This is a genomic window from Pseudarthrobacter sp. GQ63 (assembly GCF_059758765.1).
The window spans coordinates 87,153-110,450 of record NZ_JCAXEF010000006.1 but is presented as its reverse complement, the minus strand read 5'-3'; the positions used below and the strand labels follow the sequence as shown (position 1 = coordinate 110,450).

The window sequence follows — 23,298 nt, the reverse complement described above, 5'->3', positions numbered from 1 at the left end:
TTCGGGTGGGAAAGGAAGATTTAGTTGGCCGGGGCCAGCCGGGTTGCGTCGGTGGCTTCCCAAGGTGTGCGGTTTTGGATCGCGACTTTGTATTTGGCGAGGTGCCGGGGAGCGCAAACGCAGAGTGCACCAATTAGCAGCCCGTCGCGGCCGAGGGTGGCAACCAGTTTGTCGTCCGACATTTCTTCGATTCGGATGTCGGTGGCACCGACGGTGCGGCCCACAAACCGCATCTTTTTGTCATGTTGGTCTGTCCAGAAGTACGGCACTGACGCAAACGGGTCCCTCTCGCCAAGCAGTGTTGCTGCTGCATGCCGGCCTTGATCCACTGCGTTGGACCAGTGTTCGATGCGCATTTCCTCGTCAAAGACCGGGTTGCGCCATGCGGCGACGTCTCCGGCAGCGACGATGTTCGGAACCGAGGTCAGCAGTTCTGGTGTGCAGCTAACACCGTTGGCAACCTCGACGGCGCTTCCGGCGAGCCACTCGACAGCGGGAGTGGCACCGATGCCTGCCGCTACGACGTCAGCGCTGAGGCGTTCACCGTTGCTGAGGGTGACCGTGACCCCGCCGGGAGAGTCCTGCAGGCTTTGCACGGATGACCCGCAGATCAGGCGGACGCCGTTGCCTTCGTGAAGCTCCCGGTACCATGAGCCAATCTCGGTGCCGAAGGCCCGTGCCAGGGGCATGGGGGATCCTTCGATCAAGGTGACGTCCAGTCCGAGCCCCCGGGCTACGGCCGCGACTTCGAGGCCAACGAATCCACCACCGATCATTACGAGGTGCCTGCCCGGTATGAGTTCGGGACGGAGTTCGAGGGCATCGTCGAGGGTCCGGAGCACGTGCACACGGGCCTGGGCGGCACTGGGGAAGCGGCGGGCGGCGGAGCCTGTGGCAATGACCATGCCGTCGTAGGGAAGGTCGGATCCGTCGGTGAGGGCGAGCAACCCTTTGTCGGCATCTATGCCACGGGCGGCTGTGTTGAGCCGCAGCTCAATGCCTTGTGCCTCGTACCAGGGGGCCGGGCGGAGCAGAAGTTGCTCGGGCGTCATGCCGTCAAGCAGGAGTTCCTTGGACAGGGGCGGGCGGTCATACGGCAGCCCCTGCTCAGCGGACACGAGTGTCAGTTCCCCGTCAAACCCACGCTCGCGGAGCGCTTCAGCTGCGTGCACTCCGGCGAGTGAGCCTCCGACCACGACGATTCGCTGCATCAGATGTCCTCGATGAAGATGGCGTGTGCCGGGCACCCGCGCCGGGCTGCTTCTGCCTGGGCCCGCAAAGCTTCGTCGTGTTCGTCAGAGCCGATCACTACCGCTTTGTTGGTGTCATCATCGATGTCGAAAAGTGCAGGACCTTCGATGAGGCAGTTTGCGTAACCCTGGCAAGCCGGAAGATCAACCGTGATCTTGAATGCCATGTCTTTGTCTCCTTTGATGCTCGAATTCTCAGTGGCCTGAGGATTCGAGGTGCTCGATGCGTGGCGTGACCTCGGCCGCGCGTGCAGCTTGTGGTGTGTTCCGGCTGCGGAGAGTACGGACAACTCCGCCGGTGATGACTGCTGAAATGCCCGGGATGTCTCCTACGGACAGCGCGCCGAGGGCGTCGTCACGGGTTGATCCCCAAGGGGCGTCGAGAACCACGAGGTCGGCGGCGCGTCCGGGGGCGATGAAACCTGCTGGCAGGTCCCATACCCGGGCGTTGTTGCCGGTGGCAGCCGCCCATACGAGAGCCGGGTCGACGTCGGAGAGCGATGACAGCTCCGCTACGGTCTTCATCACACCTAGGGGCATGACGCCGGTACCTGTTGGGGTGTCCGAACCTATCACCACACGCTCGAACATGCCCTTGTCAGCGGCACGGTTAATAATCCGCACTGCAGAGCGCAGGTTGCCGGCCTGCACGAGCTGCAGAGCCATGTCAGTCTCGTCCATGATGAGGTCCACGCCGGCCTCATCGAGTGAGGTCGGTCCACCGTTGACATGGCCGCAAACGTGCGGGGCCAGCAAGAGGAGGTGCTTCGGAGTGATCGGCTTACTTCCCGGGATGCTCGCCCCTCCCGAGTGACACATGACGGTGATCCCGTGTTCTTTTGCCCACCGGACCTGGTCTACGCCGTCGGCGGGATCCATGTAGCGGCCGAACCCGAACTTGGCCAGGTGAACCCCGGCCTCCTGCAGGTCAACGAAGTCCTTTTCCTGCAGTGTCGGTTCAAGGACAACGGCACCGGCGTGGACGGTCATGCCGTTGGGGTGGAAGTTATCGAAGCACTCTTTCGCTGCAATGGCGAGAGCTTTGACTCCTATGGCGGTGCTTGGCCGGCCGGGTGCGTGGATTTCGCCGGGGGATACGACGCTAGTGATGCCGCCGTGAACGTAGCTGGCGAGGAAGTCCACGGTTTTCTGGCGGGGTGTGTAGTCGCCGATGACCACGTGGCAGTGAGAGTCGATGAGCCCGGGTGCGAGTGTGGTGCCCTTGGCGTCGATAACATGGGACGAGGCGTCAATTTCGGCAAGCAGATCCTGCCTGCGGCCAACGGCTGTGATGATCCCGTCCCTGGTGATGACGGTATCAGCGTCCCTAATGATGGGTGACTGCCAGTCTCCGGAGAGGATTGTGCCCGCTCCGACGACTGCGATCGATCCTGTCACAGCCCCTTCTCCTTCGCCTCTGCGATGGACATGCCGCCGACGCGTGCGTTCAGCCGTCCACGATTTGTTACGGCGGCGATGACGACCAGTTCGTCGGGGTGAGGTGCGTCCGGCACCCGTACTTCCATGGCGTCGTAGTGCGAGCGGACCCAGACTTCGTCCTTGAAAGCCGTCGGCACGTCGATGACGGTACCTGCGGAGGCGGGCTTGGTCACCGACGTGATCCAGGCCGCACCTCCACCAATGGCCTCGCGGAAGGCGTCTCCGAATACTGAGGTAAGGGCGGCGTTGATGTGTTCCTGTTCGCCTGCACTCCCGACGAGGCCTGCCTTGCCGTAGCTTTCGACGGGGCCGCCGAGCAGCCCCAGTGCCTCTTTGCCCAGCAGCGTTCCGATTTCCTGCGATGCCTCGACCAGTGCTGAGAGGTCCTGGACAAAGCCCTGCCCGGCGTAGGGGTTTGTGATCACGGCGCAGACGGCGACTTTACGCAGCGGCCCGCCGCTGTCGCCCTTTCCGGCCGATGTGCGGATTTCTTCGACCTGTGCGAAGGTCTTACGGATTTCGATGGACTTCTGAACCATTTGTGTTCCTCATTCTGGTTTCGGTACGACGGCGTACCGCTTTCCTGGTTTTTTGGGGGGTCTGCTAGAGGCGTCGTCCGCCGTCGGTGCGGATCACCACTCCGGTGACAACGCGGGCGTCGACAGGGTCGGCCAGGAAGCGGTAGGCCCCGCTGTGGTCTTCAGGTGTGGCGGTGAAGCCGAGCAGAGTGTGGGCGGCGATTCGCTCGTCGCGGCCTTCCACACGGTCAGCTGTCAAGGTTTGCCCGAGCGTCGACAATCCGCCGAAACGGGTTCCCCCAGTGCCGCCTGGTGCCACGCCATTGACCCGGATTTCCGGTGCCAACTCGGCAGCGAGGTGGTCAACAATTCCGCGCAGTGCCCACTTGGAGCTGCCGTAAAGCACGCCGCCTCCGATGGCGTTGAACGCGGATTCGGAGAGGGTGAGGGTGACAGATCCCCCCGCTGCGCGCAGTGCCGGCACGGCGAGATTGACCGCGAGCAACGTTGAGCGCACGTTGACCCGCCACACCTCCTCGGCCGCGGTCAAGAGCTCCTCTGACGACAGCTCATTGACCTTGGCGTAGTTGTCGAACACTCCGACGCCGCAAGTGATGTTGTGCAGTCGTCCCTCTGCGTCAGCCGCGGCCGCGATGGCGTCCCGGAGGACGCCGGCGTCGGTAGCGTCGCCTACGAGGGCCTGAACGGCGCCGCCGGAGGACTCCGAGACTGCTTGGGCACCACCTGCGGACCGGTTCAGGACAGTAACTTTTGCCCCTTCACGGTGGTAGCGTTCGGCGGCCGCCCGGGCGATTCCTGACCCCCCGCCCGTGACCAGAATGTGCTGCCCTGAAAGTGTTTCGCTCATGCGCCTGGCGTCCTGCTCAGCAGCTTGGTGATGAACTCCGGTTCCTGGTAGCTCAAAACATCAAGGGCAACGGCGTCAAAGCGTACGCAGGTCCCACGACGGGGGGACCACAGCTCAAGGCGGACGCCGTTTCGTGTTTCGACCTTGCGGACAACGACATCCGCGAACTCGTTGGCAATCACGATCGGGCCGCTGTTGCCGCCGTCCTTCGGAACCTCAAGCACTTCACCGGTGTCCGGGTTCTCCGCCTGAGGCCTTGCTGTCGATTCGGACATGATTCATTCCTCCTAGATGAAGATGGACAGGTTGTGGGCGTTGATGACCGCCTGGTCAATGGCTGCCCAGCGGCGTGCGATCTCGTAACCGTCGGACGTTTTGCGCACGAGGTCCTTCCGGAACACCGAGACGAAGTTCGGCTCGATACTGTCTCCGCGGCTGCGGTAAATGAGGCAGTAAGAGCTGACTTCGTACTCGGCGTCCTGCTCACCGGCGTCCACGAGCACGTTTGTCACGTAGTGACGTGTGCGCGAGGGCGGTTGTTCGGCCCAGGCAAAGTCGGTTTCGAGGCGACGCACCCGGACTTCGAGGGTCTGCTTGTTGTCCTGGAAGATCCTGCCGTTGGGGGAGAGTTCCCATTCGGCCAGTCCTTCACGAACCACCCGAAGGGGCACATCATAGGTAATGTCTTCGGAGAGAAATTCGAGCCAGTCGCGGAAGCGGCGCTCATCCAAAGCGAGTGCTTCCCGGAACATGAATTCCTGAATGTCTTGTTGCACGGTCCGGTCAACGGCACTGAGTACGGTCATGATCAGGCCTCACCCAGCAGGTAGTCCGCCCACCGGGTCCACAGGTTCCGGAAGTTGGAGTCGTTGACGTAGGGCTTGACGACGTGGCCGGGACCGGGGAAGTCGGGATCCTGTTTACTCTCGATACCCATCATGTACGGGAATTCGATGCCGCGCACTGCCGAGGACTTTGCCATGCGGGTTACGCGCGCCCAGTTCTCCAGGTCGTCCTGCTCGAACGTACCTGCCTGGGCGAATGCGAGGGTGTATGCCTGGTAGGCAGCTTCCTTGTACTCTTCGGAGGCGTCCTTGGGGACTAGGCACCAGGAGTACATTTCCGTTTTTCCCGGGCCGATCGGATGATACAGCCGCATCGTCACGAACCGCACACCCGTCTCACCGGGTGTCAGGCTGAAGGGCTGCATCAGGAAGGACAAGTTTGGAAACACTGTGCCAACCGCTGTACGGGTGTTGCTGAACACTTCTACCTGTTCAGGGGATAAGCTGCGACGCATCTCTTCGGTCAGGTCATCCGGAAAGCCTGCAAAGGGGGTAAGTCCAGGTGTGTGCCCGAGTCCGATGCCATGTCCCTTGCCGGGGATGCTGGCAGCCCAGCCTTGGCTGTGTGTCGCGCCTGATGAGGGGAAGTACCCCAGGTTGAAGCCGAACTGGTGGGCGACAGGGGTGTGGTAGCCATCGCCCGCGAAGTTCTCGGCCGCAATTTTCCAGTCAGTTTCGGTGATCCAGTGATCGGGCGGACCGTGCACTTCACTGCCGGCCAAGCCCTGTTTGAGGTAGAGGTCGAGGTAGAACTGGAACCCGCCGAGGTACTCTTCCAGTGTTGGAGCGTCCTGGTTGAACGTTCCGAACACCAAACCCGCGTAACTGTCCACACGGGCCCCCACCAGGCTCCAGTCCTTCCTCTTCAGCCGGCCTTCATAACCCTCGGCCATGTACGGAACTCCGATGAGCTCACCAGAGTTCTTGTACACCCAGCCGTGGTATGAGCAACGGAAGTGGGAGGCGTTCCCCATCTCCGACTTGCACATCATGTTGCCGCGATGCCGGCACATGTTGAGATTTGCGTGGATCTCGCCGTGCTCGTCCCGGGCAACGATCATGTTGTTGTTTCCGATGTACCGGGTGACGTAGTCACCCGGCTTCGGGATCTCCGATTCGTGGGCCAAGAAGGTCCACGCTTGGCCGAACAGCCGTTCCTGCTCCAGGTCGAAGATCTGCTGATCGTTGAAGACATGGGCCGGAAACCGCCCCTGCTTGATCCCTTCCCGGATCTCGCGCAGATGAGCATCCGTGTCCGGGTTTACCGACTCCGTTGTCATTTTGATGACCTCGCTGATTCCTCTATCTATTCCTGGTCTTTACTTCTTGCGGGATCCGAGTCGCGCTTCGATCTCCGCGCCGATCTTGCGGTAACGCTCGACGTGTTCTGCGGTGGAGTCCCAGTGCGCCTGGGGTACGAGGTCCTCGGTGTACGGAACTCGGCTCTGGCCTACGTTGATGTAGCCTGCCTTGTTGACGCGGATCTTCTCGAGCGGGATGTTGTACTTGGCGAACTCAAAGAAGTCCTGGCCAACGATGAAGGGCTCATGTGCCCAGCGCAACCGCTCGGTGAGCCAGCGGGCGTCATCGGTGCGACCCTGCTGCAGTGCATCGCGCAGGTGCAGGACAGGGTCCGGGCCCATGGCGGTGGTGGACGACCAGGCCATGCCAACGAGTTCCTCGCCGTACATCTCCCAAGCCGGGAACCAGTCGGTCTCGATGGGCATCAGCGGGAACTTGTCCCCGGTGTGGGCCATGTCGTTGTGGTACCGGAAGCCGACAGAGGCGCCACCGGCGTACTTCACGGCCACTACCTGGGGCAGCTGGACCAGCGTGCGGTAAACCGAGCGCGGGATGATGCCGCCAAAGGCTGCGGTGTTGTCGTAGACCACGATGGCCATTTCGGGAACGGCCTCGGCGACGTCACGGTAGAACTTCTCCATGACAGGGGCCACCATCTCGCCCCACATTGGGCGGCCCAGGAGGGTACCGGTGGCGCCGAGCTCCGAGAGGAACCGCATCCGGGAGATGGTTTCGCGGGTGCTCAGGGTAGTTGAGCCGACGAAGATGGGGAAGTCGGGATTTACAGAGTGCGCTGTTTGTACCGCGCACTCAGCGAAGGCCTTCCATTCGTCAAGAGTCAGCGTGGCCATTTCGCCGAGGGTGCCGTTCAACGCGATGGCGTCTACGCCATCGGCGATCAGCTGGCGGACCATGCGCTCGGTCTCGGCGAGATCGACGGTGTTCTGTGCCTCCACCTGGTCCGCGCCGGGCAGAGCAGGCGTGGGCGGGTAGGACATGACGCCACGCATATCGCGACCTGTGATCTTGGGAAGTTTGCTCATGTTCTTGTTTCTCCTTGGTGGTGCTCGGCTTCCGCGGGTGCGGAGCCGTCTGGGGTTGGGGTCTTAGAGCTTCAAACCGGGCGTTGCTGCTGCGACGGCGGTCCCGGTCAGCCATTCAGGAACCGGTTCGTAGGCGAGTACCTCGAAGGGGGCGCCAATGGCGCCGGCAGCGGCAATCCATGTGCGGACTTCGTGAGCCCCGTTGCCTGCTGCGTCGATTTCCTTCGGCGAGTAGCTCTTGAGCTGCTCGGGGTCGCCGCTCTCGATTCGGGTAATAAAGTCGCGGTCGAATTCCTCGTTCACCTGGCCTGCTTCGGGCAGCCCTACCCAGTGGGAGAGGCCACCGGTTCCGACGACCACAACACGTTCGACCGCGTCCTGCGCTTCAACGGCGCGGCGAAGCATTTCGCCAAATTCGTAGCTGCGCTTTGCTGTGGGCCAGGGCGGGTTCACGCCGTTCACGATGATGGGAACGAGCGGGTACTTGGAGTCGGGATCGAGGTGTTTGAACGGAACGCAGAAGTTTTCGTCGAAATCGAGGCCACCTTCCACAAGGGAGGGGTCGAACTCATTCGAGATGGCGAACTCGTAGATGTGGCGGCCGAGTTTTCCGTTCCCGGGATACTGGTGCTGCTCCACCCTCAGGAAGTTGCTCATCTCCGGGGTTACAGGCCCCAGGTAGGAGTCCGCGGTGGCAATCGCGAACGCCGGCAGGTTTCCGAAGTTGAAGTTGGTGAAGTGTTCGACGGAAATGGCGATGATTGCTTCGGGTTCCAAAGCGTCGATGCGCCGGCGGGCCTCAGCGAAGGCTCCTTCGATTGCTTCCCTTTTGCGTGGCTCGGCCCGTTCCGGCCAGCCGGTCACTCCAGGGGAATGCGATGCTGCGAATGCTCCTACGATCTTGCCCATCAGTTCTCCTCCTCACGGATCTGTGTGTAATACGCGGCACGATCAACAGCCAGCTGGATGGCGCAGAAGTAGATCAGATACGGGTTCGCTCCGATCTTGTGGAGCTTCTTGAAATCGAGCTCCAGCATTGCCGTCCGTGCCTCGCCGTCCACCCCGTATTGATCGAGAATCGGACCCGGGTCGCTCCGAAAACTTTCTGCGAGAGTGGGATCTTTGCGGATGTCCCACAGCAGCTTGTGCAAGTTGTACAACCGGTGCTCCTCCATTCCTCATTCGGTGCTGTGCTGCGCCAGTTACTTCGGTCCCGAATGGATCGGATGACTCTTGGCGCGGTTCCCGACCAGCGCAGATCTGAGTCGATCCCTGCACCGCGTCGAGCAATGGAGCCAGCTTAGGGACAAATGTCGACAAAAAAACTCCGTATTTCCACGTATCTTCTGGATCTCCTGCAGAAGCGGTGGAGACACCGCCCTCCCAAACTCCCTAAATCCAGCGACCTCCTCCGCCCAATACGGCGGGTACGTTCCGCTTTAGCTTCGGAATACCCCAACAAGAGGGCGGGTCCCTGCTCAGATATTTGTCGACAAAATTCCGATTTACCCGTTTCAATTCACGATGAGATCTGTATGCTCAATCAAGAACCACCACTCACCGACCCAGGAGCACCGAAGGCCATGTCGCTTGTGCAGACGAATGAGGCGCCGGACGACGTTCGGGATCTTCCGGAAATGCTGAGGCGTGCCATTGCCGACGGTGACCTTGTCCCGGGCACAAAACTCGGCGAACGGGAGCTGGCCGTGAAGTACGGGGTCGGCCGTACCGCGGTACGTGATGCCCTGCGGCATCTGGCTGCAGAACGCATAGTTGTTCTTACCGAGAACAGGGGTGCACGGGTGCGGGAGCTCGATTACGCAGAAGCCGCAGATATTTATGACATCCGGGCGGTCTTGGAGGGCTTGGCCGGCGAGCTGTTCGCCATTCGTGGATCGGCGTCGGCGAAAAAACTGTTTGCTGAGTCTCTCGAGCCTGTACGGGAGGCTCTTGAAGGCCCCGACACGACTACCATGTTGCAGGCGAGCGACGTTTTTTATGATTACCTTCTGGCCGGGTCCGGTAACACAGAGCTGCGCGAAGCTGTTAACCGTCTGCACGTGCGCATCCATCAGATTCGCCGGGTCTCGTTGTCCATGAGGGACCGTGCCCAGCCCACGATTGAAGGTCTTCAGCGCATTGTTAACGCTATTCTCGCCGGTGATCCTATCCAGGCGCGGCTGGCGTGCATCGACCACGTCCGCGCTTCGGCAGCGGCAACGTTGCCGGTGCTGGCGGCACAGGAGCTGGGTCCATGATGGGCTGTAACTGAGCACAGATCGCCGCCGGGCCGGTAGCTTGCCCAGGCGTGAACAGCCGAACGGTTATGGGTTGGCCCGCACATGCCGCGGAACCCCTCACAAAAGGGCTAGGACGCCTGTCCGCTGGATGACAAAGGGAGCCTCCGAGGGGCAGGTTGTCTTGACGAGAGGGGTTATTCAATGACCGACCAGACCCTGAGGGCCCAACTTCCCAGGTATGTGACCACGTTCATTGGACGAGAGGCCGAGCGGTCAACGCTGGGCAGCGCGCTTGAGGTCAGCCGCTTCGTTACCCTGGTTGGCCCTGGTGGAGTTGGGAAAACGCGGCTCGTTTCTGACCTGGTTCAGCGGCTGGGAGAGAGGTTTGCCGAGGGCGTATTCTTCGCGGACCTTGCTGGAGTCAGTCATCCCGCGGAATTTTGTGCCCGGACAGCCGCTGCTTTTGGCATGCGGAACAGTGGGCAGGTTTCACCAGTACTGTTGCACGACTTCATGCAGGATCTTGAAGCTCTTGTTGTTTTGGACAGTTGTGACTCTCTGGACTCAGACTGCGTGCTCCTGCTTCAGGATCTCGTCGCGTCCGGCACTCAAAGCACGATATTGGCGACCAGTCGGCGCGCGCTCTACGTGGACGGCGGCCAGGTGGTCAACCTCTCTCCGTTGTCACTTCCTGCGGATACGACGTCCGAAGTTCACCTTTCCGATGTTCTGGGGACCGAGTCGGCCAAGCTCTTTCTTGCCCGCGCCAGGCTGGTTCGGCCCGGATTCACTGTTGCCGAGTCACAAGCTCAAGCGCTTTCACGGCTTTGCCACAGGCTTGACGGGTTGCCTCTGGCAATAGAACTCGCAGCGGCGTGGACGCGAGCGTTGTCGATAGAGCAAATTATCGAACGAATGGAAGGCCATCGGGACTTCCCACGTGCCGGGGCAGGATCAACCGAACCTCGTCACAGGACGCTGCGGACCCTGACGGCAGGAAGCTATGAACTGTGCAGTGACGATGAGAAGTTGCTGTGGTCCCGTCTTACCGTTTTCGAGAATACGTTTGACCTTCCCGCTGTGGAGGCGGTCTGCGGACAACCGCCGTTGACAGCTCCGGACCTTCTGGACCTGCTGGCCTCTTTAGTGGACCAATCAGTTGTTGTGGCGGATAACGTCGGTGACCAAGTGAGGTACCGTCTCCTGCGTCTCATCCGCGACTATGGCGAGTCCCGATTGGATGACCTCGGTGAAAGGCAGGATCTGCACAACAAGCACCTCGCCTATTACGAGGGATCGTTCAATCGAATCACCACTGATTTTCCCGGCAGCAGTGAGCGCGAACGCATAGAGCGTCTACGCCTGGAGTACCCCAATATTCTGGCCGCCATTGATTATGGTCTACACGACCCGGATCTCAGTGCCGGGAGCCTTCGGATGGCGGCGGGACTGTGGTTTTTCTGGTTTGCCGTAGGCCAGCTCTCGGAGGGGCGTTCCACCTTGGGAAGGGTGCTGGCCTCGGCAAATACCGACGCTTACCCCCGAGAGCGTGAGTATGCCCTCTGTATTCATGCCTATCTGTGCGTTCTACAAAGCAAATTGCGGTCTGCGGAGAAACTTCTTGAACTGGCCGCTTCAAGTCAGGCAATGACCGGGGATGTCCTGAATCATGCCCTGGCGCTTCAGGTTTCCGGGGTCGTAGAGGCAGGACATGGCCGGGTCACGTTAGCCCGTGAGCTACTGGACGAAGCTCTCGCTACTTACAAACGCGTCCCGGGGCCTGCGGCGGAGATTTTCACGATGGACGCTATCGGCATCGCGGTGCTGCTCGCCGCGTTCGATCGTGACAACGGTCGAGTAGCCGACCTGAGCAGGGCGGGGCTGGAGCTTTGCGATGACTTCGATGACTACATGTGGCGCGGGTACATCGAATATGCCCTGGCCGTTCACGACTGGATTCAAAATGAACCCACCCATGCCCGCGAATTGGCGTTAAAGGTTGCTGGTTATGTCCACGACCAGCTGCTGCTGGCGCACTGTATCGAACTTCTGGCATGGTGCGCCCAGCAGGGCGGGCAAAATACCCGAGCGGCGATCCTGTTCGGAGGCGCCGACCGGCTCTGGAAGTTTATGGGTGGAGATTTCTCAGGCTTTCACAACATAGGGGCTCAACGTCGGGAATCCTTCGAGCGTTGCCGTGATGCGCTCGGGCAAAAAGCATTCGATTCGGCTTATGCGGAAGGTTTTCAAACAGACGCCAGCGACCTTCTTCTGCAGGAGGCTGCAGGTCAGGATCGGATCACCGGCCCTGAGCCCGAGACTGCCGTCCGCCTCACACGCCGCGAAAAGGAAGTAGCCGCCTTGTTAGGCCGCGGATTAAGTAACCGCGAAATAGCGTCAGAGTTGACCATTTCTCCGCGAACTGCAGAAACGCACGTTGAGAACATCCTCGCGAAGTTTGGCCTTGAGAACCGTGCACAAATGGCCGCCGCGTGGGCGCGCCTGCACCCCGACTCGACCGGATCTTGACCCCGTCGTTGCCGGGGCCAACGGCGTGCTCCTCCCCAGAGGCCTCGAGCCGAAGCTCAGTAGCCAAATCAGTGTTTATACGGACGCACGCGTCGTCTTCGTGTGCCACTGTTTTACGACCTGTCCGCTGCGCTCACGCCGCAGATGAGGACTGCCAGGTGATTTGGAGTGGAGTGAAAGATGCACGTTGCTACCGACATCCGCAAAGACATGTTTACTATTTCCGTCCACGGCAACCGTGTCGGTACGGATGAGATTCTCCCCGACTGGTCATTGCGGGACCGGCTTGGAATCGTCGTACGTGAACCATGGGGATCTCTCGGTGCGAGCCTCCTGATGCAGCTTGGCGCTCTGCTGCATTACGAAGCGCGGCCAGAGAGACGAGAAAGATCAGCACAGTACCCTCAAATCTACGTTTTTCATGTAGGCCGAATGCACGGAGACCACAGTAGCTTCGACGTGTGGCCACCCCGGCACGAGATCTTGGTTAAAGAGGATCCCGCAGCCCTTCTTGCTGAAATCAACGATCGCGCAATAACACGCCTGGCCGTACCTGATATGCCCCCTCACAGCACTGATTTTCTTCATGCGGCCCTGACTGGCTGGTCTGAGGAGTCACTCATTCTTGAAAACCTGGCCACTGCCTGGGCTTACGACAGCAGTGGAACTGTGGCTTCCTACGATTGGAAAATCCAGTCCTCCGCCGCCGAGCTGGAGCGCATGTCCACGTGGGCGCTGCGTCCAGAGGATACCTTCGCCCGATACGCACCGATGTCGGGGAGGGAACTTGTGGAAACGATGCAGATTGGTCCGAGCACGGAAAACGACCTGCAACAGTGGCTTGAAACCCTGAAGAACCGCATGCATGAAACGTCGGCAAGCACCCGAGAATCGATCAGGAATATGAGAGGCTCCGCCGATTCAATGCGTGTGCAGACGTTCCGCCTGCTTTCGACGCAGGAAGTACTGATGCGGCTCTAGCCTCACCAGGCCAGGCCAGGTCGGCTGCTGCAGCGCTGCGTAACGACGAAGTGCGATGGCTTACCATTACTCAGACCGGGGTCGGATTTCTCCGCCCCACCCAGGCCTTGGCCGGAAAGCGTCCCGTGCTGCGTAAAACCAATTGGAGACGGGCGTGGGATGCCACTGGTGAGGGTTCCTCAAGCGTCCAGCTCATGAAAACAAAAATCTCTTCCGCGGCTGGCTGCGGTGGGCGCGGGGGAATCGTACTACGTCATGCGCCTGCGGAAGACCTGGAAACCGGGCCACACCTCCGGCGGGGATCTTGTAAACGGGACACGATCTGCTATTCGACATACAGAAGGACAGGCTGGAGGAGGCCCTATTAGTACTCGGGCACCCACCCGATGTCGAGCTACCGAGGGAATCCGCCAGCGCATCGTCTGCGTCTAGGGCGAAGCCCAGGACACCCAGGGGACAGCTCATGCAGTTACTGGCTGAGGCGATCAGTACCCGCGCTCCCGCCGTCCCTGACCGATTCATTACACTGGGTTGATCTGCGAGACTACCGTGCAGCGGAGATGCTCGCATCACTTCGAGAGTGAAGTCATCATGCGTTGATGGTCAGCGTTTCCCAGCCATTTCAGAACGCGAATTGCCCAATCTCTGGGGTAAGAATCAGTGTCCGGTTGAGGCAGGCAAAGATCGTTCGGTGTTGGGCGCGCATGTGAAAAATGCTGGCTGTTCAACGGGCGCGAACGGGATGATGAGCCACTGGCTTCTGTAGTACTCCACATAGGAGTCAGGTGGGCAATGAGAGTATGCTTCTTCGCGGGTCATCTCGGCGCTCCTTCTGATCTGTCTACCGGCCGCTGCTTCTCCATCACTATGTCTCGCGGCGTCTGCTATCCGCGTGGGGGAATCTACTTGGTTTCCTACCCGACTTAGAACATGGGTAGTTCTACCGACTTCCAATGAGTGGGATTACCCCGAGACTTAGTCGTTCCATTTCGCCGTATCTTTCACGGAGATCCCCGTTGTGATTTAGTGGGCGTATGGCAGTCCTGATCGAGGACTACGCGTTCTTGTCAGATCTCTCCACCGGAGCCCTCGTCTCCCGACATGGGAGTATCGATTGGCTTTGTTTTCCCCGCTTTGACTCCGAATCTGTCTTTGCCTCGCTCTTGGGCACCGAAGAACATGGCCGATGGCTGCTTGCTCCGGCTGACGCGGACGCCCGGGTCGTAAGCCGACGGTATCTGAAATCAACCTTTGTCCTGGAAACGATCTGGGAAACAGGTGCCGGGCAAATCCGCGTCATCGACTTCATGCCTGTTGGAAGAGGTCTCTCTTCTCTTCTGCGGCGAGTCAGCGGCATTGGGGGCCGTGTTCGTTTGCGTCAGGAACTCAGGATCCGTCCTCGGTATGGTGCAGCATTACCGTGGATAAGCCGCGGTCGTGAAAATACCCGGGCCGGCAGCGAGGAAGTGCTGCTTGCCATGGCCGGCCCGGACGCGTGGGCGATGAGGGGTGTGAGACTTCCTGAAGCGGAAGGTGACCGTCACGTGGGGGAGTTCGCGGTTTCGGCGGAAGAACATCTCGATTTCGAACTGACTTGGTTCCCTTCGTATCGCAAGGCTCCTCCACGCCTAGATTTCGACATAAACCTTCAGGAGACCGCTGACTACTGGTCCGAGTGGGGTGGCCACTGCCGCTCAGAAGGAGTTTACGGCGATTGTGTCCAACGATCGCTGCTGGTCCTGCGCGCACTGACGAACTTCGAAACAGGCGGCATCGTCGCGGCACCTACGACCTCATTGCCGGAGAAATTCGGGGGTTCCCGCAACTGGGACTACCGATACTGCTGGCTTCGCGACGCGGCTCTGACCCTTGAGTCGATGCTGACTCACGGGTACGAAACAGAGGCCCTCAAGTGGCGGAACTGGCTTTTGCGGGCACTCGCGGGGGACCCGGAAGACATTCAGATTATGTACGGGATAGCAGGCGAAAGGGACTTGCCAGAGAAAGTTCTTCCTCATCTCCCAGGCTATGAGGGCGCCAGTCCAGTGCGCATCGGCAATGCGGCAGTTTCGCAGTACCAAGCCGATGTCATCGGCGAGGTTATGGTGGCCCTCGAGAAGCTTCGGCTCGCCGGCGGCAAGGAAGACACCTTTTCCTGGACTCTGCAGCGGACGCTGCTGGAATTCGTGGAGAAGCATTACCACGATAAGGATTGTGGCCTATGGGAAGTGCGCGGTCCAGTGCGATACTTCACCCATTCCAGACTCATGATGTGGGTCGCCTTCGACTGCGGGATCCGCGCCGTCCGCGACCACGGGCTCTCTGGCCCAATAGAGCACTGGGTTGATCTCCGTGAACGGTTGAGGCTGGAGATCCTGAATCGCGGTTTCGACCGGAAGCTGAACTCGTTTACCCAGACCTACGGTCGATCAAACATGGACGCTGCATTGCTAGCTTTGCCGCAAGTTGGTTTCTTGCCATACGACGATGAACGCATGCTTGGGACCGTCGCGCAGCTGGAGGCGGAACTGCTGACAGAAAGCGGTCTCCTACTCCGGTATCAGACCCATAGCGGAGTTGACGGACTGGCGCCGGGCGAAAACCCGTTCCTCGCTTGTTCTTTCTGGTTGGTCGAGCAGTATGCCCACAGTGGACGTCGGAAGGAAGCCGGCGTCCTGATGTCCAAGCTTGTGGGGATCGCTAATGACTTGGGGCTTCTCAGCGAAGAATTTGACCCTAAGACAAAGCGCATGGCCGGTAACTTCCCTCAGGCATTTTCGCATTTGGCCCTTGTCCGCGCCGCGGATGCCATGCATGGTGTGGACAAACTCTCTCTCGCCGTAGCAAGCCCTTCACATGCCAAATGACTGCCCCTAGTCGTAACAGCAGCACGCGGTACCTGGCCCCGTCGCAAGGTCTCGGGGGATCTTGCGAGGTATCAGTGTGGGGCGAGTGCTGAGGCCAAGCCCAAGGGGCGCAGCCGCAGCAGACCCAAGACAAATGGGCGCTGCAACTGGAGACCGTCCTTCAGCCACGCTCGCAGCGTTGTGGTTTTCCCGGAAAGATCCGTAAGCACCTCCGTGGAAATACGGACGCGCATGCTATGTGACGCATGTCATTGTTGGCAAACAAATTCGGTATGGCTTGGAAGTGAGCCCGAAAGGTAGAGAAACACATGGACACCGCGCAGCTTGCACAGCAGTACATTGGGGGCGCTTGGCGTGCCGGTTCAGGAGAGAAAGTACTGGTCGACCTGAACCCGTTTACGGGCAAGACCCTAGGTGAGTTCCCTGTCGCAACCACCGACGACATCGATGAGGCCTACGCTGCTGCTGCTGCGGCACAAACGGCTTGGAACAAGGTCAATGCCTATGCGAAGAGAAGTGTCTTCGAAGCGGCAGCAACGATCGTTGAAGAACGCCGGGAAGAAATCACAAAGCTCATCACGGCGGAAGTAGGAGGAACCGCGCTCAAAGCGGGTTTCGAAATTGGCCTTGTGATCGACGCCCTCAAAGAGGCGGCAACGTTGCCGCTGCGCATTGAAGGTCGCATTTACCCGTCGCCCGTGGAAGACACGGAAAACTTCGTCTACCGCGTCCCTGTCGGCGTGGTTGGCGTCATCAGCCCTTTCAACTTCCCGTTCTTCCTCTCGATGAAGTCCGTGGCTCCCGCCCTGGCTACGGGCAACGGTGTGGTTATCAAGCCTCACGAGGAAACACCGATCACAGGTGGCACCCTCCTGGCCTCGATTTTCGAAGAGGCCGGTCTGCCTGCCGGGCTGCTGAACGTGACAGTGACAGAAATCCCGGTCATCGGCGATTATTTCCTGGAACACCCGGTTCCGCGGGTCATCGCGTTCACCGGTTCCACCGGTGTGGGCCGGCACGTCGGTGAGGTAGCCGCCCGCCATTTCAAAAAGTCAATCCTCGAACTTGGCGGCAACAGCGCCTTCATTGTCTGCGAAGATGCCGACATTGAATACGCCGTGGACGCAGCAGTCTTTAGCCGATTCACACATCAGGGACAGATCTGCATGTCAGCCAACCGCCTGCTCGTGCACTCCAGCATCGCTGCAGAGTTCAAGAAGCGGTTCATCGAAAAGGTTGCGGCCCTTCCTACGGGTGACCCGTCCTTGCCCGGCACCATCATCGGACCACTTATCAACGCACGGCAGGTCGCAGCACTGGACGACAAGGTCACCGCCGCGGTCGCAGCGGGAGCCACGGCCATACTGCGCGGAGAACCTGACGGCAATATCTTCCCGCCTGTGGTTCTTGAGAACGTCGACCGGAGATCCCTGATCGCACACGACGAACTGTTCGGGCCCGTCATCATCGTGCTTGAGTTCGACGATGACCAGGAAGCCATTGATATCGCCAACGACACAGATTTCGGTCTCAGCGGCGCCGTTCATACCCGCGATATCGCCCGCGGTGTGCGGATCGCCAAAGAGATTCAGAGCGGCATGATCCACGTCAACGACACCACCATTGCCGATGAGCCCATCGTTCCCTTCGGCGGAGAGAAGCAATCGGGCGTTGGCCGGCTCAACGGCCATTCCAGCATTGACGAATTGACCAGCCTCAAGTGGATCTCCGTCAACCACGGACGGCGGAACTACCCCTACCAGTAAGTACGCCCGCAAGCGCTGCAGTGGATCACTAAACAGCCTGACATCCTTACGAAAGAATCACCATGACAACCCCACGCCATCTGATCTTCGCCGACCAACTGTCGGCAGGATACAAACCCTTCATTGTCGAAGGTGAAGTAACAGGGGAACTCTCTGAAGTTCCCGGCCGCGATGACGTCCGCACCGGTGTTTTCCGCGTGCTCGAGGGCCAATACCCCGACAGGGTTCCGGTCCCTTACCTCTTTGAGACCGATGAGTACATCTGGGTCATCGAGGGTGAAGTGCACATCTCCTCGGGAGATGGCGAAGAGGTGGTGTTGCGTGCCGGCGACTCGGCGTTCTTCCCCCAAGGTAGCGAGTCCACCTGGACTTTCCACGCACCATTCCGCAAATTCTCGGTCGAGATCCAGAGGGCCGGGGCATGAGCAAGAACTACGACGTGGCCGTCATAGGAGGCGGCTTCGCAGGTCTGGCCGCAGCACGCGAAGCCAGCAGCCTGGGCAAATCCGTTGTCCTGATTGAAGCATCCGAACGCCTCGGCGGACGAACTTGGACCGAAAACCGTCTTGGCACACGCATTGAACTCGGCGGAACAGACGTCCACTGGCTCCAGCCTCACGTCTGGTCCGAAATCAAGCGGTACCAATTGAATCTCGAGGAGTTCACCCCGCCGGAACAACTCCTCTACCTGGACGATGGACAAGTGCGGGAGGGATCTGAGGAAACTGTCTTCGGTCTGATGGAAAAGGGTATGTCGGCCCTGGCAGATCTTGCGAGAACTCTCTACGAACGTCCACACGAGCCCCGTTTCTCGAACGCAGCGATCGACTACGACAAGCTGACCTTGGGGGAGTTCCTCGACGGAGTCACGATGTCCAGGCTTGAGCGGGACATGACGTCATCCTTCTGGGCTGCAGCTTGCCAGGCTCCGTTGGAGAAGGCAGGTCTTACCCTGCCTCTGCGGTGGCTGGCACTGGCTGGCTGGGACTGGCGCGTAATGCTGGACGTGATCTCGAGGTACAAGATCGTCGGCGGCATGGGGCTCCTGTCCGATGGAATCCTTTCGGACACCAAAGCCGATTTCATCATGGGCAAAGCGGTCACGCATGTTTCGGAGGAGGGGACCCAAGTAACCTTGACCTTGGCGGACAACTCGACAGTTTCCGCCGCTGCTGTGGTTTGCGCAGTGCCGGTGAACGTTTTGTCGCGTATCACCTTTAATCCAAGCCACCCTCACGCTGAGAAGCTGGCCGCATCAGGTCAAATATCGGGCGGACAAAAAGTAGTTTGTCGGATCAAGGGCAACCGGACTCCCTACATGGCTTTCGCACCTGAAGGCCATCCCTTTGTACTTGTGCAATACGACCGCCCTATCGACGGAGACCACATTGCGGTTGCCTTCGGCTCCAACGCCAGCGCCGTTGACGGCTCGTCTCCTGCCGAAGTCGAGCGAGTCTTGCGGACGTGGCTTCCCGACATCGAGGTTCTCGAAGTCGCCACCCACAACTGGACGAAGGACGATCTTTACCGTGGTACCTGGGCAGTTCCAGGTCCTGGACAGCTTCGAGAACAATTGGACGCGATCGAAGCACGCGACGGACGTGTGCTCCTCGCAGGGGCTGACATCGCCAGCGGATCGTACGCCCTCATCGATGGTGCTATCGCAACGGGAGTCCGCGCCGGGCGAGACGCAGCCACACTGAGCTGAGGCAGTTCCCCGGACGAATCAGCTGGACACGTTGCTCAAGGTAGCCGATCTCAGCGGACGACTAGCCTTCCGGGGGCGGACTTTGCCACAGGCTCCTACCGCTGATCGACGGGGCAATCGACACCGGGATTTCGACAGCACACAAGGTTCTGCGGTCTCTCGTCACCCTGGTCGGCTGACCGGCCCACTTCCTTTGCTCCACACAACTAATTGAAGGACTCCTGCAATGACGCAACATCTGTCGACTATGGACGAAAAGCAACAGACGCGCGGGCTGCGTGCAAACGCCCTAGGTGTGTCGGCGCTAGTTTTCACGGTCGCTGCAACGATTGGCATGGTGGCCGCATTTATAGGTGCGACACCCCTAGTTTTCATTATGGCCGGAGAAGGCGCGCCGGGTGTGTACGTCATCGCGGTTGTCGCTTACGCCATCTTCGCTGGAGGCTACCTGGCCATGGCGAGGAAGTTTGGGAGCGCGAGTGGCTTCGTGGCTTTCATCGCGCATGGATTCGGACGGCGGGCAGGTGTCGCGGCCGCGTACATCACGCTCCTCACCTACCCGCTGTTCCTGACTGCTCTCTACGGGATCTTTACCCTCTTCGTCCAACAGGCTCTGTTGCAGTACTTCTCGCTCGACGTGAACTGGGTCCTGATCGCCATCATAAGCCTCGTGATCTTCACTGCTGTGAGCTATGCACGGATTGAAATGAGCGTTCGGTTCCTCGGCGTCATCCTCATTGCCGGAGTCTTGGTGGTGCTCGTGTTTGACGGAGCCGTGATTTCCAACGCTGCGACCAGCGGTGCGGTGAGTTTCGATTCCTTCGGGCCAGGTGCCGTCTTTGGCCCGGCGTTGGGTGCGGCCATGCTTTTCGCGTTGGGTTCCTTCGGGGGGATTGAATCCGTCGCTGTTTACTCGGAAGAGGTCAAAGATCGGCGCAAGACCATCACACGAAGCCTCTACATTGCCATCATTGTGATCGGCGCCTTCTACGTGGTGAGCACCTGGGCGGTTGTCGCAGGCATCGGTGGCGACCGCATCGCGGAGGCTGCGGCTGCGAATCCGGGCGGGTTCATCTTCACATTGACCGCCGAGACCCTCGGCGGAGTATGGAGCGACATCCTCAATGTCATCGTCATCGTCAGCTTCGCGGGAATCCTCATCGGTTTCACGAATATCTCCTCCCGGTACCAGTTTGCCCTCGGACGCGCGGGCCTTCTGCCGCCGCGGCTAGGTGTCACTCACCCGCGGTTCCAGTCCCCGCACCTCGGCGTAGTTTCGACCGGTGTTATCACGCTCGTCCTCGTGCTCGTCTTCGGGCTCGTCGGTGCTGATCCATATAAGCACCTCTATACCTGGCTGATCGGACTGGCCACTGTTGGTTCGCTCTTCCTCATCGTCCTCAGCTCCGCCGCGACGCTCGTCTATCACGTCCGCGAGCGACACGAGGAGAACATCTGGAACGCCTACATCGCACCGGCCCTGTCCACCCTGATCTTCGGGGCGGCCGTTTGGCTCGCCCTGAGCAACTACGAACTGCTGGCGGGGGATGCACCCGCTGCCCAATGGTTGTGGCTGTTTGTGCCGGTCATCGGAGTCGCGGGGTTCGCCATCGGTGGGATGAGGCGCTTCGCTCACGTCTCGTTTGAAGAAGTGTCCTAAGTCCGGAAAGAAGGCGTAGCATGCACGTCGCGACAGACATCCAGACGAGATATGTTCGCCGTTCAAAGCAAGGGCATTCCCATCGATGAGGTTAGGCCAAGGAGAAACTGACCTTCACCAGGTCCCGTTCAGGGAACAAGACGACGGGGCGCACGTGGAACAGAAGAACTGGCACATCTCCCGCCAGGCCGTCGGATACCACCGCTACAACATCGCCTCCTCCATCAGACTCATCACCACCCTCATCGGCTAGAAGTCCGACCCCCAACAAACAAAGGCAGTGTCACAGCCGAAACGGCGGTGACACTGCCTTTACCTCTGTCGCGTGGCCATCAGCGTGCCTGTTACTCTCCACCGAGGGAAGTCACAAAATGCATGGACAACCTCGAGAAAATAACCTGAGCGGTGCACCGTGCTTACGACGTACATCGATGCGTAAGCCGACGCGGAACGGGTGCTTGCGTCACCGAATCAATAGGCCGCCTTGCCCACCCACTGGGTCATTCCGGAGAGAATTATCACCCTTGATATCAGACCCAACGACGCGATCAACGAGTCGCGGTTGTCCGAGGACATGCAGCTATCCCCCACCGATTCTAAAAGGCCGATAACGGATATTCGGTAAAGCTACGGCAAGACGGGCGCCCCGGCCGGGCAAGCCAGTGATGCTAAGGAGAGTCTCTAACCGGCGGCGGGTTTGGTCTCGATGTAGTTGATGACCAGGAACTCTCCCGCCGGGACCAGTTCCACGTACCAGCGGGTCGGCTTGTCCAGGTCCTCCCAATTGCCCTCGCCGGCCACTACGGGGCGGTAGACGGCATCGAACTTCAGGAACGTTCCGCTGTCTGTGGCGCTCGAATCGATCTCCTGCAACAGTTCGAACTTCCCCCGCCCGCTGCCCTCCGGCTCGGCAGAGCGGACCGCTGCCAGGTTCTGCTGGTTCATCACCTTTACAGAGGTGAAGTATTGCTGCCAGGCCACGTCGCTGTGCGTGGTGAACAGGGTGGCCGAGTAGGCCTCCGCGTTCCTTGCGGCGAGCCGCTCAACACAGCTCTCTGGGACGGCCGTGCCTGGACTCCAGGCGGCGATCAGCTCGGAACCGGCGTTGAACCAGCCGCTGTAAGCGTTCAGGACACTGCCGATCGTCTCGCGCGGGGTGCCCAGGGGGATCCGGACCGGCGTTAGGTCGTTCTGGCCAACGAAGGGGCACTCCGGCGGAAGCGCCGACACAGGCGTGGCCGGAGCGATATCCGGCAGAGGCGGCGGCGACGGGAACAGGCTGCAGCCGCTGATGCCGGGCAGCAGCACAACTGCGGCAGCCGCCGTCATGATTTTTCTGCCGAGCCCATGCCTGACTGGAACTTTCATTACTTCTCCCCCAATAACGCCCTCATCCGGACGGCGCTGACCATCCTACCGGGCGGTAGATAGGCGGAGGGCCTATTTCCGACCTCTCCCCCGGCCATTTCTAAACGCCGATAACCGTGATTCCGTCAACCTGCCTCTGCAGGGCAACCCCGCGCTGGCTGATTGCGCGACCGGAACTGGCGGCGACTCTGATCCGTCCATGGCGGGGTCAATGCAGGTTATCCGCGGCTGGAATTGGGAGCCGTTGGAGTTCACGCTGGCCTCGTGAAGTGCAGCCTGGGTCCACCGTGGCAGGATCCTTCAGCAGGGGAGCAAGATTCATCGTTCTTGGCTCTCAGGCCCGTCAGGCGCAGCAGCCCGGCCGCTATTGGTAGTCGGAAGCAGCTACAGCTAGCCTTCGGCCGGGAAGCAGTGGTGTCCCAAGCGAGGCTGTGCGATCACCGGACCGGGCTGGAGCGCCGCCGCTTACCTCAACCGGCTACTACTTCGACCGCCCAGGAAAATTCGTAGGTCGAAGTTCGGCTCAGGTGTGTCCCCGCAGGTGGTCGCGGCGCTGCTGTCCGAGGTGCCTTACCTAAGCAGCAGAATGAGGTCGAGATTCGTGGCCCATAAAGGGGTCTACTAAAGGGCGGAGAGCCGAGAAGCGGTAGACAAGATGTCTACTGCTAGTGTGAAGCCACTTTCAACGAACCGAGGGATGACATGCAGCGTCGCTTCGCCATACTTTCTGCCCTTTCAGTGCTAGTCCTAACGGGCTGCGGCTCCCAGTCGACGGCCGAGGTGCCCAGCAGTCCCGTGGCTGACCAAGGGTCTTCTCCAAATGCCTCCCAGTTTGCGACGGCAGGGCCCTCTCCTCAGCAGGAGCAGCAACTGCCGAGGAACGGAACTCCTTCTGAAGAATTCTGTGAAGGTG

Annotated in this window: 20 protein-coding genes; 8 read left to right on the top strand and 12 right to left on the bottom strand. The window is 60.1% G+C overall.

Translation table 11 applies throughout. The features are described 5' to 3' along the window. Positions 1-20: 20 nt before the first annotated feature. From AC6CHP_RS12200 to AC6CHP_RS12150, 11 genes are all read right to left on the bottom strand, one after another. Positions 21-1,211 (bottom strand): NAD(P)/FAD-dependent oxidoreductase, encoded by a 1,191-nt coding sequence (locus AC6CHP_RS12200; RefSeq protein ID WP_498230128.1) that lies wholly within the window; start codon positions 1,209-1,211, stop codon positions 21-23. Next, entirely contained in the window at positions 1,211-1,417 is a 207-nt protein-coding gene (locus AC6CHP_RS12195; protein WP_268002285.1) for a ferredoxin, read from the bottom strand. The genes AC6CHP_RS12200 and AC6CHP_RS12195 overlap by 1 nt, the downstream gene beginning before the upstream one ends. A gap of 28 nt (positions 1,418-1,445) precedes the next feature. Further along, positions 1,446-2,648 carry an amidohydrolase family protein gene (locus AC6CHP_RS12190; protein ID WP_498230125.1) on the bottom strand — a complete coding sequence of 401 codons (1,203 nt, stop codon included), beginning with the start codon at positions 2,646-2,648 and terminating at the stop codon, positions 1,446-1,448. Continuing rightward, entirely contained in the window at positions 2,645-3,229 is a 585-nt protein-coding gene (locus AC6CHP_RS12185; protein ID WP_498230123.1) for an amino acid synthesis family protein, read from the bottom strand. The genes AC6CHP_RS12190 and AC6CHP_RS12185 overlap by 4 nt, the downstream gene beginning before the upstream one ends. A 64-nt stretch (positions 3,230-3,293) precedes the next feature. Further along, on the bottom strand, positions 3,294-4,076 hold the full coding sequence (locus AC6CHP_RS12180; RefSeq protein ID WP_498230121.1) for an SDR family NAD(P)-dependent oxidoreductase: 783 nt from the start codon (positions 4,074-4,076) through the stop codon (positions 3,294-3,296). Further along, a complete protein-coding gene (locus AC6CHP_RS12175; RefSeq protein ID WP_498230119.1) occupies positions 4,073-4,351 on the bottom strand; it encodes a hypothetical protein in 279 nt (92 codons plus the stop codon). The genes AC6CHP_RS12180 and AC6CHP_RS12175 overlap by 4 nt, the downstream gene beginning before the upstream one ends. A gap of 12 nt (positions 4,352-4,363) precedes the next feature. Beyond that, complete coding sequence (locus tag AC6CHP_RS12170; protein WP_498230117.1) at positions 4,364-4,882, bottom strand: aromatic-ring-hydroxylating dioxygenase subunit beta; 519 nt, start codon at positions 4,880-4,882, stop codon at positions 4,364-4,366. A 2-nt stretch (positions 4,883-4,884) separates the two neighbouring features. Then, positions 4,885-6,201, bottom strand: coding sequence for an aromatic ring-hydroxylating oxygenase subunit alpha (locus AC6CHP_RS12165; RefSeq protein ID WP_498230115.1), 1,317 nt, complete (start codon positions 6,199-6,201; stop codon positions 4,885-4,887). Positions 6,202-6,240: 39 nt separating this feature from the next. Further along, positions 6,241-7,266 (bottom strand): dihydrodipicolinate synthase family protein, encoded by a 1,026-nt coding sequence (locus tag AC6CHP_RS12160; protein ID WP_498230113.1) that lies wholly within the window; start codon positions 7,264-7,266, stop codon positions 6,241-6,243. A 63-nt stretch (positions 7,267-7,329) separates the two neighbouring features. After that, positions 7,330-8,175: a DODA-type extradiol aromatic ring-opening family dioxygenase gene (locus AC6CHP_RS12155; RefSeq protein WP_498230111.1), complete on the bottom strand. Its 846-nt coding sequence runs from the start codon at positions 8,173-8,175 to the stop codon at positions 7,330-7,332. Beyond that, positions 8,175-8,441, bottom strand: coding sequence for a hypothetical protein (locus AC6CHP_RS12150; RefSeq protein ID WP_498230109.1), 267 nt, complete (start codon positions 8,439-8,441; stop codon positions 8,175-8,177). The genes AC6CHP_RS12155 and AC6CHP_RS12150 overlap by 1 nt, the downstream gene beginning before the upstream one ends. A 360-nt stretch (positions 8,442-8,801) precedes the next feature. On the opposite strand from AC6CHP_RS12150, the gene AC6CHP_RS12145 reads away from it, so the two are divergent. From AC6CHP_RS12145 to AC6CHP_RS12110, 8 genes are all read left to right on the top strand, one after another. Further along, positions 8,802-9,524, top strand: a complete 723-nt coding sequence (locus tag AC6CHP_RS12145) for a GntR family transcriptional regulator (RefSeq protein WP_498230107.1) — start codon at positions 8,802-8,804, stop codon at positions 9,522-9,524. A gap of 183 nt (positions 9,525-9,707) precedes the next feature. After that, positions 9,708-12,035 carry an ATP-binding protein gene (locus AC6CHP_RS12140; RefSeq protein WP_498230105.1) on the top strand — a complete coding sequence of 776 codons (2,328 nt, stop codon included), beginning with the start codon at positions 9,708-9,710 and terminating at the stop codon, positions 12,033-12,035. Positions 12,036-12,215: 180 nt separating this feature from the next. Beyond that, positions 12,216-13,016, top strand: coding sequence for a hypothetical protein (locus AC6CHP_RS12135; RefSeq protein ID WP_498230103.1), 801 nt, complete (start codon positions 12,216-12,218; stop codon positions 13,014-13,016). Positions 13,017-14,050: 1,034 nt separating this feature from the next. After that, entirely contained in the window at positions 14,051-15,883 is a 1,833-nt protein-coding gene (locus AC6CHP_RS12130; protein WP_498230101.1) for a glycoside hydrolase family 15 protein, read from the top strand. A gap of 308 nt (positions 15,884-16,191) precedes the next feature. Then, on the top strand, positions 16,192-17,649 hold the full coding sequence (locus AC6CHP_RS12125; RefSeq protein WP_498230099.1) for an aldehyde dehydrogenase family protein: 1,458 nt from the start codon (positions 16,192-16,194) through the stop codon (positions 17,647-17,649). 62 nt (positions 17,650-17,711) lie between these two features. After that, positions 17,712-18,074 (top strand): cupin domain-containing protein, encoded by a 363-nt coding sequence (locus tag AC6CHP_RS12120; RefSeq protein ID WP_498230097.1) that lies wholly within the window; start codon positions 17,712-17,714, stop codon positions 18,072-18,074. Further along, positions 18,071-19,357, top strand: a complete 1,287-nt coding sequence (locus AC6CHP_RS12115; protein ID WP_498230095.1) for a flavin monoamine oxidase family protein — start codon at positions 18,071-18,073, stop codon at positions 19,355-19,357. Before AC6CHP_RS12120 ends, AC6CHP_RS12115 begins: the two co-directional genes overlap by 4 nt. Positions 19,358-19,583: 226 nt before the next feature. Next, positions 19,584-21,017 carry an APC family permease gene (locus tag AC6CHP_RS12110; protein ID WP_498230093.1) on the top strand — a complete coding sequence of 478 codons (1,434 nt, stop codon included), beginning with the start codon at positions 19,584-19,586 and terminating at the stop codon, positions 21,015-21,017. A gap of 681 nt (positions 21,018-21,698) precedes the next feature. Here AC6CHP_RS12110 and AC6CHP_RS12105 read toward each other — a convergent pair. Beyond that, positions 21,699-22,385, bottom strand: coding sequence for a hypothetical protein (locus AC6CHP_RS12105; protein WP_498230091.1), 687 nt, complete (start codon positions 22,383-22,385; stop codon positions 21,699-21,701). Between the last annotated feature and the right edge of the window lie 913 nt (positions 22,386-23,298).